This is a genomic window from Lentzea indica (assembly GCF_012184385.1).
In the GTDB taxonomy this organism is placed as follows: Bacteria; Actinomycetota; Actinomycetes; order Mycobacteriales; family Pseudonocardiaceae; genus Lentzea; species Lentzea indica.
The window spans coordinates 1-9,097 of sequence record NZ_VSRL01000323.1; the positions used below are offsets into that span (position 1 = coordinate 1).

General features: G+C 68.6%; 10 protein-coding genes. 3 read left to right on the plus strand and 7 right to left on the minus strand.

Going from position 1 to position 9,097, the window contains the following annotated elements; all coding sequences use genetic code 11:
- Window positions 1-78: 78 nt before the first annotated feature.
- On the minus strand, window positions 79-753 hold the full coding sequence (locus FXN61_RS43935; protein WP_167979759.1) for a response regulator: 675 nt from the start codon (window positions 751-753) through the stop codon (window positions 79-81).
- 165 nt (window positions 754-918) lie between these two features.
- The gene (locus tag FXN61_RS43940) at window positions 919-1,491 is read right to left on the minus strand and encodes a GNAT family N-acetyltransferase (protein ID WP_167979760.1); all 573 of its coding nucleotides are present in this window, start codon (window positions 1,489-1,491) and stop codon (window positions 919-921) included.
- Between the two features lie 169 nt (window positions 1,492-1,660).
- Between FXN61_RS43940 and FXN61_RS43945 the strand changes: the two genes are divergently transcribed.
- Window positions 1,661-2,191 (plus strand): AMIN-like domain-containing (lipo)protein, encoded by a 531-nt coding sequence (locus FXN61_RS43945; RefSeq protein WP_167979761.1) that lies wholly within the window; start codon window positions 1,661-1,663, stop codon window positions 2,189-2,191.
- 125 nt (window positions 2,192-2,316) lie between these two features.
- On the opposite strand, the gene FXN61_RS43950 is transcribed toward FXN61_RS43945, so the two are convergent.
- Window positions 2,317-2,757 (minus strand): pyridoxamine 5'-phosphate oxidase family protein, encoded by a 441-nt coding sequence (locus tag FXN61_RS43950; protein WP_167979762.1) that lies wholly within the window; start codon window positions 2,755-2,757, stop codon window positions 2,317-2,319.
- Window positions 2,758-3,260: 503 nt separating this feature from the next.
- Window positions 3,261-3,578, minus strand: a complete 318-nt coding sequence (locus FXN61_RS43955; protein WP_167979763.1) for an ArsR/SmtB family transcription factor — start codon at window positions 3,576-3,578, stop codon at window positions 3,261-3,263.
- Between the two features lie 119 nt (window positions 3,579-3,697).
- On the opposite strand from FXN61_RS43955, the gene FXN61_RS43960 reads away from it, so the two are divergent.
- Window positions 3,698-4,462, plus strand: coding sequence for a hypothetical protein (locus tag FXN61_RS43960; RefSeq protein WP_167979764.1), 765 nt, complete (start codon window positions 3,698-3,700; stop codon window positions 4,460-4,462).
- A gap of 12 nt (window positions 4,463-4,474) precedes the next feature.
- Here the strand turns inward: FXN61_RS43960 and FXN61_RS43965 are convergent, their stop codons facing one another.
- Window positions 4,475-5,725 carry a vanadium-dependent haloperoxidase gene (locus tag FXN61_RS43965; protein ID WP_223165848.1) on the minus strand — a complete coding sequence of 417 codons (1,251 nt, stop codon included), beginning with the start codon at window positions 5,723-5,725 and terminating at the stop codon, window positions 4,475-4,477.
- Between the two features lie 152 nt (window positions 5,726-5,877).
- On the opposite strand from FXN61_RS43965, the gene FXN61_RS43970 reads away from it, so the two are divergent.
- Window positions 5,878-7,344: a sulfatase family protein gene (locus FXN61_RS43970; protein ID WP_167979766.1), complete on the plus strand. Its 1,467-nt coding sequence runs from the start codon at window positions 5,878-5,880 to the stop codon at window positions 7,342-7,344.
- Window positions 7,345-7,357: 13 nt separating this feature from the next.
- Here FXN61_RS43970 and FXN61_RS43975 read toward each other — a convergent pair whose 3' ends face one another.
- Together FXN61_RS43975 and FXN61_RS43980 are read right to left on the minus strand one after the other, a co-directional pair.
- A complete protein-coding gene (locus FXN61_RS43975) occupies window positions 7,358-8,035 on the minus strand; it encodes a phosphatase PAP2 family protein (RefSeq protein WP_167979767.1) in 678 nt (225 codons plus the stop codon).
- Between the two features lie 55 nt (window positions 8,036-8,090).
- Window positions 8,091-9,097, minus strand: a 1,007-nt coding sequence (locus FXN61_RS43980; protein WP_167979768.1) for a sensor histidine kinase, incomplete at its 5' end; no start/stop codon positions are given.

Sequence of the window (9,097 nt, forward strand, 5' to 3'; positions counted from 1 at the left end):
AGCGCCAGCACCAGTCAACCAGCACGAAGCGCGGCCACGGCAACCGGGACCGCACGCCACGCGGCCACCACCGCGCGCTCACACCGGCCCGAACCGGTAACCGAACCCGCGCACCGTCTGCACGTACCGCGGTGACGCCGGATCGCTCTCGATCTTCGCTCGCAGCCGCTGCACGCAGTTGTCGACGAGCCGGGAGTCGCCGAGGTAGTCGTGCTCCCACACCTCCCGCAGCAGCTGTTCGCGGCTGAACACCCGTCCAGGAGATCGCGACACGGTCAGCAGCAACCGCATCTCGGTCGGCGTCAGCGACACGGGATCGCCGCGCAACGACACGGTCAACCCGGTGGTGTCGATCCGCAGCTCGTGGTGCACCCGGACACCTTCGGCCGCACCCGCGCCGCGACGCAGGACCGCCCTGATCCGTGCGTCGAGCACGGCCGGCCGGGCGGGCTTGACCACGTAGTCGTCCGCCCCCGCCGCCAGACCGCCGACGACGTCGAAGTCGTCTCCGCGCGCGGTCAGCATGATCACGGGGACCTCGCCGTCGCCCCGAATGCGGCGGCACACCTCGAGACCGTCGATGCCGGGCAGCATCAGGTCGAGCACCACCAGGTCCGGAGTGGACGACCGGAACGCCTGCAGGCCCTCCTCGCCGGTGGCCGCGGTGCGGACGTCGTGACCGTGTCTGCACAACGCGAGCTCCAGTGCGCGCCGCACCAACGGATCGTCCTCGATTAGCAGAATCGCCACCACGAGATCCACAGTATCGACATGGGCACGGAGGTCCGCCGGTACCGACAGGCTGTTGCGACACAACCGGGACAAAGCGGCTTCGTCATTGACCTCGCGTGGACACCCAAGGTCCACAAAGGACAAACCGGGCCGGTGGCGGTGGGTTGTCGATGAGGGAGGGACGACTCAGCGGGCAGAAACCGGCTCGGACGACGGCTGCCACTCCCGCCGGAGGAGCCCGTAGACCCACGAGTCGGAGACGTCGCCGTTCACGACGCAGTCTTCCCGCAACGTCCCTTCCCGCACGAATCCGAGCTTCTCCAGCACTCGGGCAGATGCCACGTTGCGCGTATCGGCCTCAGCCTGCACGCGATTGAGGTCCAGCGTGTCGAATGCCCACCGCAGCAAACCGTGTGCGGCCTCTGTCGCGTAGCCGTGGCCCCACGCCGCATCGCCGTAGCAGTAGCCCAGCGATGCGCTGCGGTAGTCCGGATTCCACGAGTTCAGGCTGCACCAGCCGATGAACGCCCCGTCGGAGACACGATCCACGGCCAGCCGTGCCCCGGTGCCGTCCTCTGCCATCTGCCGGCAAGCCGTGATGAACCGCTCGGCGCGCCCGCGTTCGCTCCACGGCGGCGAGTCCCAGTAGCGCAGCACGTAGGCGCTGCTGTGCAGCGCGAAGAGGGCGTCCGCATCCGCGTCGTCGAAAGGACGCAGTCGAAGGCGAGCGGTGGGCAGCGTGGGGGTGGGCAGCGACATGTTCCGTCCCGTGATCGGTGGCTGATCAACTAGACATCGGACGGGCGGCCACTCGCAACGGGTTTCTCGGCGGGCGGGCAGACGGATCGGTGTGCGACACGGCGCCAGGCAACCGGGGCACGGGGCAGGCGTCCTTCAATGCAGCAGTAGTAAGTGTCAGGAGGCCGTGATGAGGCGTTCCCTTGTGGTCCTGGTGGCGATTGTCCTCGGTGTGCTGCTGGGGGTGCCCGCCGCGGCGGGGGCCAGTACGCCGGACTGCGGCATCACCTGGGGTTCCCTGCCGAAGGAGGCGGGCCCCGGCTCCACCGACGAGCTGTACGACATCCGCACCGGCCGCCACATCTGTTTCGACCGGATGGTCCTCGACGTGAACGGCGACGTGCGCGGCTACTCCGTGCGCTACGTCGCCGAGGTCCGCAAGGACGGGTCGGGCGAACTCGTCCCCGTGCGCGGCGGCGCGCGGCTGGAGGTCATCGCGAAGGTCCCGACGATCGCGACCGACGCGATCTTCCTCCCGAACGGCGAACTCGCCGATGTCAGCGCGTACAGCACGTTCCGCCACGTCGCGTGGGCCGGCCAGTTCGAGGGACAGACGACGATCGGGCTGGGCGTCCGCGCACGGCTGCCGTTCCGGGTGTTCCTGCTCGACGGGCCCGGCACCGGATCGCGCATGGTCGTCGACGTCGCGCATCGCTGGTAGTCCTGAGCCCGTGGATCGTCGTAGTGTGTTCACCTGGTCAGACGGCCTGTCGATGGAATCCGTCGGCAGGCCCTCCTGGCGTGACGATCCGTTGTCGGACCACGAAATCTGAGCCCCGTGACCTGTCAGCCGTCGAGCTTCCTCCTGAAGTCGAAGGTGTTCCACCGTTCCGGCCGCATGTGGATCGCGACGTTGCCCGACTGGCTCTCGTCCGTCGCGTTGACGTAGTCGGTGGCCTGGTCCGGCCCCATGTAGCGCGCGGCCATGTCGTAGCGCTCCTGCCTCGAGGCCGGCCTGATCTCGGTCACCGGGCCCTCCACCGACACGTACCGGTAGTCCTCGACCTCGGCCACCTGCGCGCACAACGCGAACCGGCCGGCCTCCTCGATGAGCCGTACCTTGCGCAGGCCGGGGGTCGTGATCACCTTGACCAGCCCGCCCGGCTGGTACTCGTACCAGATCGGGGTGGTCAGCGGGGCACGTTCCGGTTCGGCCGTGACGCTCAGGACTCCGACATGCGGTTCAGCGAGGAAGGCCTCGCGTTCCTCTTGGGTCATGGGGGGCATGACGGAAAGGTTATTGACTCAACCTCAGGCTGGACGCGCCGAAGTCAGAGCTATCCGACCCTCGGTCCAGGCCGGCAGGCGCCTGGCGAGCTTCTCCAGCGACGGACCTCGCACGTGATGCCAATGCACTGCGAGCGGCGTGCCGAACAGCGACCTGAAACGGATCGCGAGGCCCGGCCCTGAACCAGTCCACAACTCGCTGGCCGGGACACCAGGTTCCGGTAGCTCACGAAACGGGTACACGCACAAGGCCTGACGGCCCTCGATCGGTCCTGGCAGAACCGCGACCGCACGGACTTCCTTCCACTCCAGGCGAGTGGTCGGCCCGCGTCCGTACGACTCGTGATACTCGACCCCGTTGCGGTCGAAACGCACAGCCGGGTCATCCGTGCGGCTCGGCGTCGGCCCACCCAAATACGCGCCGATGGTGCTCACCAGCGGGCTCTTCGGTCGGTAGAACAACGAATCGTCGCCCACTCGCAGCTCCTTCACCAGATGGTCCGTCAGTCCGCGGAGGCGAGCACGGCGGCTACGAGGCCGGGAAACTTCGTGTCCAGCTCCGTGATGCGCAACGTGTTCATTCGCTGCCTGCCATGGTCGTGCTGGCGGATGAGGCCGCCCTTGCGCAGGGCCCGGAAGTGGTGGCTCAGCGTCGATGCGGCGACGGGCAACCCGAACGTGCCGCAGGCGCGGTCGCCCTCGGCCTGGAGCAGCCGGACGATCTCGCGGCGGGTGGGATCGGCGAGGGCGCGCAGCACGTCGTCGACGGTGATCTCGTCCAGGTCGGGGTGTGAGATGCCGCCCCAGCGGCCGAGAGGCACGAGACTGTCCTTTCCCTGAAGATGTTTCCAGGTCTCTTCGACACTTCACGAAGACTCTACTTGCCATCCGGTCTGTTCGACACACATCGAAGACAGGTCAGACTGGGAGGTAATGACCCATGGGAACCCGTCATCTGATCGGACTCATCGCTGTCGTCGTCGCTCTCACCGCCACTCCCGCGGCAGCCGCACCCTCCAGCCAGTCGTACCCTCACCCGACCCCCTTCGGTCCGCAACGGCCGTACGAGCCCGACGTGGCGGGCCCGGAAAACATCGACACCGGGTCGGTGACCTACGCCGAGGACGGCGGCTCCCCGTTCGGGGTGAACATCTCCTTCACCAGCCTCCGCTCGACGCCCACCGGTGCGGAGCCGGCCGCGGCACGGGAGTTCGTGTTCCTGTTCGACCGCTCGGTGCACTTCAACCCGTACCTGTTCCCGGTCTGCGACCGGTCGGTCATCGAGAAGCAGGGTGCGGCGGCCTGCCCCGCGGGCTCGCAGGTCGGCTCAGGCCAGGCGGTGTTCTACCGTGGCGGCGAGAGCGAGGTGCTGGTCTTCAACACCGCCTTCGGCGAAGGCAGGCGCGGCGTTCTGATCCACATCCCGGCCACCGGCGCCGTCCTGGAGAACACCCTGGAGCGGGTGGTCGGCGAGTACCGCGACGACTACGGCTGGGGCCTGAACGAGATCCTGCCGGTCAACGACACTCCGCCACAGGAACGACCCAGCACCAAGGAGTTCTACGTGACCTTCGGTGGCGTCCACAAAGGACAGAGCTTCGTGCGGAGCTTCGCTCGACCTGGCGCCGAGCTGTCCGTCGGCGTGTGGAGCGAGTACGTGACCGGTCAGACCACTCTCGTCACGGGCACAGCCACCCGGCCGTGACCCTCCGGCAGGTCATCGACGTGGCTGGAAGTAGCGCTTCGTGATGTGGTTGCCGACGGCCGTGCCGAGTGTGGTGCCGTCGACGTCCGCGGAGCGGAAGTGGATGCCGGCCCAGATGCGTGCTCCGACGACTTCGGCGGTCGCCTGCGAGAAGCTGCCGAAGTGTCGCGTGGTGCCGCTGTCGACGCTGTACGCGCTGAAAGAGACGTTGTCCCGGCCGAAGAAGTGCGCGTATGCCGTCATCTGCGCGGCGGTGCGGCAGGTGTGACCGGAGGGGTAGTCGGGATTCGGCGGGGTGACCACCAGTGGAGTCCAGTTGGAATCTGCCGTGGTGGCGGGGTTTCCGTCGGTGTCCGCGGACCGGATGGCGGTGACCGGCCGCCAGAAGTGCCAGAACTCCTTGTCGTTCGCGCAGGCGATCGCACCGTCTGTGCCGGTGAAGTCCGCCAGTGCGTAGAAGCGCGCGGTCTCCAGCACGCTGAGTCTCTGGGTGACGGCGAGGTCGCGCTTCATCCCCCAGCTGACGGAACGCCGGTCGTGCCACCAGAGTGCCGCTTCGGTCTGGTCCGCGGTGCGGACGGTGCTCGTCGCCGAGCCGAGCCGCTTGACCTCGGTGAAATCGCGGGTGTACGCGTGGCTCGTGACCGCCGGCGGCCCAGGAGTGCGGAACATCGTCGCGTCCGGAATGGCGAACGGCTTCAGGAAACCAACCCAGGCGCCCGTGTTCTCGAAACCCGGCGGAGTGGGGCGATACTGACCTGGCTCGGTGCCGGTGGTCCAGGGCCGGGGGTCGAAGGCGCCGTCGTGCTGCCGTGCCGTGATCATCGCGGTGGCCGCCTGGGTGCCGACCCGGACGCCGCCGCGCTTCGCCGGTCCGTCCGGGATGCCGGCGAGCCACTCGTCGTACTGCGTGCGCAGTCTTTCCTGCTGTGCCGGGAAAATAGCGTCGAGCACCCGGTAGGCGGCCGTGGCGACGGCGGCGTCCGTCGACTCGCGGCCGTTTGCTCGCGGTGCGACGAGGTAGGGCTTGTACGGTGTGCCGGCGATCGCGTTCACCGCGTCGTAGACCGCACCGCTGACCATCGCGAAACCGCGTCCGGCGACCTGCGGCGGCGCCTGCTGCGCGATGTCCCAGATGGCGGTCTGCGCGTTGATGTCCCAGACGACGACCGCATTCGGTGATGCGGCGGCGACGGCTGATGGCGCGGGTGTGAGCGGCACTGTCAGTGCGAGAGCCGCGAGAATTGCCATGTCGCGTGTCATGACCATCGTCATCCCCAGGGGTATCCGTACCGCATCGACACCGATACCCAGCGTATCCCTATGAGTGTCAACACAGTGGTTGGCTCGACCACGCTCGTACACTGGCCCGAGGACGTCGATGCTCCGCCGCCGCGCGACATCGGAGGGTTCGCATGTCCCGATCACGCCTGGCGTGTACCGCGCTCACCCTGGTCACCGTCGCGGGACTGACCGCGGCGGCCGCACCTGCCGGCGCGGTGCAGGCCAAGCCCAACGTCGTCGTGATCATGGTCGACGACATGAACGTATCGGCTCTGGCGCACATGCCCGCTGTGCGGTCGATGCTCGCCGATCAAGGCACCAGCTTCGACAACAGCGTCGTGTCCTATTCGCTGTGCTGCCCGTCCCGCAGCACGTTTCTCACCGGCCAGTACGCGCACAATCACGGTGTGCTGGGCAACGCACCGCCCGATGGCGGGTTCGCCAAACTGCGCGCCGGGCAGACGCTGCCGGTGTGGCTGAGCCGGGCCGGTTACCAGACCGCGCACATCGGCAAGTTCCTCAACGGCTACGGCACCGCGAACCCGACGCAGGTGCCTCCTGGCTGGGACGAGTGGTACGGCTCCACCGACCCGAGCACGTACAGCATGTGGGGCTACACGCTCAACGAGAACGGCACGCTGCGCACCTACGGTTCGCCGGCCGTGGAGGATCCCGGGCTGTACCAGACCGACGTCTATGCGACCAAGGCGATGGACTACATCGCCCGCAGGGCGCCGTCCGCACAGCCGTTCTTCCTGTCGTTCGCACCGCTGGCGCCGCACGGCGAACGAGCCGTCAGCGGCGTGGATCTCTCGCAGCGCAACCCCCGCCCGGCGCCCCGGCACCGCGGTGACCTCGAATCGGTGACCGTGCCCAAACCGCCCAGCTACAACGAGGCCGACGTCTCCGACAAGCCGGCGACCGTCCGCAACCGGCCACGGATCACCCCCGTTGCCGAAGAGCGGATCGAGGCGCGGCTCAAGGGGCGGCTGGAGTCGTTGCTCGCCGTGGACGACGCCGTCGGCAGCATCGTCTCGGCGCTGCGGGCCGCCGGCGAACTCGACCGCACAGTCATCGTGTTCACCTCCGACAACGGCTGGATGCAGGGCGAGCACCGCATCCCGTCGGGCAAGATCGTGCCCTACGAGGAGTCGCTGCGCGTGCCGTTGATCATCAGAGGACCCGGTGTGCCGATCGGTGAACGGGTCAGCACGATCGCGGCCAACATCGACCTCGCACCCACGATCCTGGACGTCGCCGACGCGACGGCCGCACTGCCCGTGGACGGCCGTTCACTGATCCCGATCGCCAACGATCCCGGATCGCTCCCGCGCGGCATCGTGATCGAGACCGGCCCCAAGCGCAACGGACCGTGGTACGCCGGACTCCGCGCGCCCCGCTGGACCTACGTCGAGCACTCGACCGGTGAGCGCGAACTCTACGATCTGCAACGAGATCCGTATCAGCTCACCAGCGTGCACGACGACCCGCGCTACGCCGCCACGCGGCAGGCCTTGGCGAACCGGCTGGCGACCTTGCGCACCTGCTCCGGCGACCCGTGCCGGCAATGGGTCCCGGTACCAGGCCCACAGCCCTGACGGTTTCGCTGGTTCAGCGAACCCTCGGGCGGAGCTCCCGACGCCATGCGCCGAACATCGCGATCATCACGACCACCCAGGCCAGGCCGAGGGCGTACCCCGCGAAGACGTCGGAAACGTAGTGCACCGACAAGGCGACTCGGGACAAGCCGATGCCCAGCACCATCACCGCCGCCACGGTCACAGCGACTCGGCGCCACACGGATCGCATCACAGACCAGAAGAGCAACAACAACGTCGCGTACGTGACCACTGCGGACTGGGCGTGGCCGCTGGGGAAGCTCAGACCGGTAGCGGTGGTCACCGGGTCGGCCACCACCGGACGGGCTCGCTGAACGGCCCTCTTGACCAACGAGTTGAGCACCGGACTGCCTGTCACGGTCACCACCGCGAACGCCGCGGGCCTCGGGTGCCGCCGGTACAGCAGCCACGCCGCCACGAGGGCGAACACCGTGAGGTAGACCGGTGCGGAACCGGCCGTGCTCAGCATCTTCATGGCCGTGGCGAAGGCCGGGCGCTGGGCGGTGTAGCGGTACAGCTCGTCACGGACGCCGTCGTCCACGGACAGCAGCGGCGTCCACCTGGCCCGCACCAGGAGCAGGAGCAGGCCGAACGGGACGGCCACGATCGTCAACGCCACCAGTGCCAGCACGGATCGGATGCCGAACCTGGTCGACGCGGAGAATCTCATCCTCACGACGGTGCAGTCGTTCGATTAGAGCATCGTGAAGATCCTCAGTCCGTGGTCAGGCCGGAGGCTCCACGGCCAGGGGAAGGCGAACGTGGAAACACGCGCCCTCGGTCGAGTCGGCCAGCCACACCAGGCCGCCGTGCCGCTCGGTCACCTCGCGCACGATCGCCAGTCCGAGGCCGACGCCGCCCGAGTCACGTTCACGGGCGCGTTGCGAGCGGAAGAACCGTTCGAACACCTTCGTGCGGTCCGAGTCAGGGACGCCGGGGCCGTCGTCGGTGACGACCAGCTCCGCGAACCGGTCGGCTGACCACAGGCCGACCGTGATCCGGTGCTGGGCGTGGTGTTCGGCGTTGTCCAGCAGGTTGCGCACCACGCGGCTGAGCTCGCCCGCCCTGCCGCGCAGCCGGGCCGCGGAGAACGGGGACAGCTCGACGTCGACGACGCCGCGGGTGCGGACCGCGTCGATCTCGGTCAGCACCACCTCGTCCAGGTCCACCCACCCGACCGGCTCGGTGACGCCGTCCGCCAGCGCCAGCACGATCAGCTCGTCGGTCAGGTCGCCCAGGCGGACCGCCTCGCGGTGCAGGTCGCCCGCGAGACGCACCCAGTCCGTGCTGGACGGGTGTGCGAGGCCGATCTCCAGCCGGGTGCGCAGGCTCGACAGGGGGCTGCGCAGCTCGTGTGCGGCGTCGGCGGCGAAGCGGCGCTGCCGTTCGTGCACCTCTTCGAGGCGGGCCAGCATCTCGTTCATGGTGCGGGCCAGCCTGCCCACCTCGTCGTCAGCCGGCGGTTCCGGCACGCGGCGGCCGAGCCGGCTCGCGGTGATCTCGGTGACCCGTTCCCGGATCGCCTCCACCGGACGCAACGCGCGGCCCACCACCAGCCACGCGGTACCGCCGACCGCGATCAGCAGGATCGGCACGATGATCGCCAACGCCGTCGTGGCCGCCTCCACGCCCTCTTCGGCGTGTTCGAGCGACACGGCCGCATACACGGCGACGGGTTGGCCGCGCATCGAGGCCAGCACCCCTGCGACGGCGTGAGCGGGCCGATGATCGT

Bases quoted from the DNA above. Each gene is read 5' to 3' on its own strand.
- FXN61_RS43975 (WP_167979767.1), bottom strand. From the start codon at position 8,035: ATGAGATTCTCCGCGTCGACCAGGTTCGGCATCCGATCCGTGCTGGCA.
- FXN61_RS43960 (WP_167979764.1), top strand. From the start codon at position 3,698: ATGGGAACCCGTCATCTGATCGGACTCATCGCTGTCGTCGTCGCTCTC.
- FXN61_RS43950 (WP_167979762.1), bottom strand. From the start codon at position 2,757: ATGCCCCCCATGACCCAAGAGGAACGCGAGGCCTTCCTCGCTGAACCG.
- FXN61_RS43965 (WP_223165848.1), bottom strand. From the start codon at position 5,725: ATGACACGCGACATGGCAATTCTCGCGGCTCTCGCACTGACAGTGCCG.
- FXN61_RS43970 (WP_167979766.1), top strand. From the start codon at position 5,878: ATGTCCCGATCACGCCTGGCGTGTACCGCGCTCACCCTGGTCACCGTC.
- FXN61_RS43945 (WP_167979761.1), top strand. From the start codon at position 1,661: ATGAGGCGTTCCCTTGTGGTCCTGGTGGCGATTGTCCTCGGTGTGCTG.
- FXN61_RS43940 (WP_167979760.1), bottom strand. From the start codon at position 1,491: ATGTCGCTGCCCACCCCCACGCTGCCCACCGCTCGCCTTCGACTGCGT.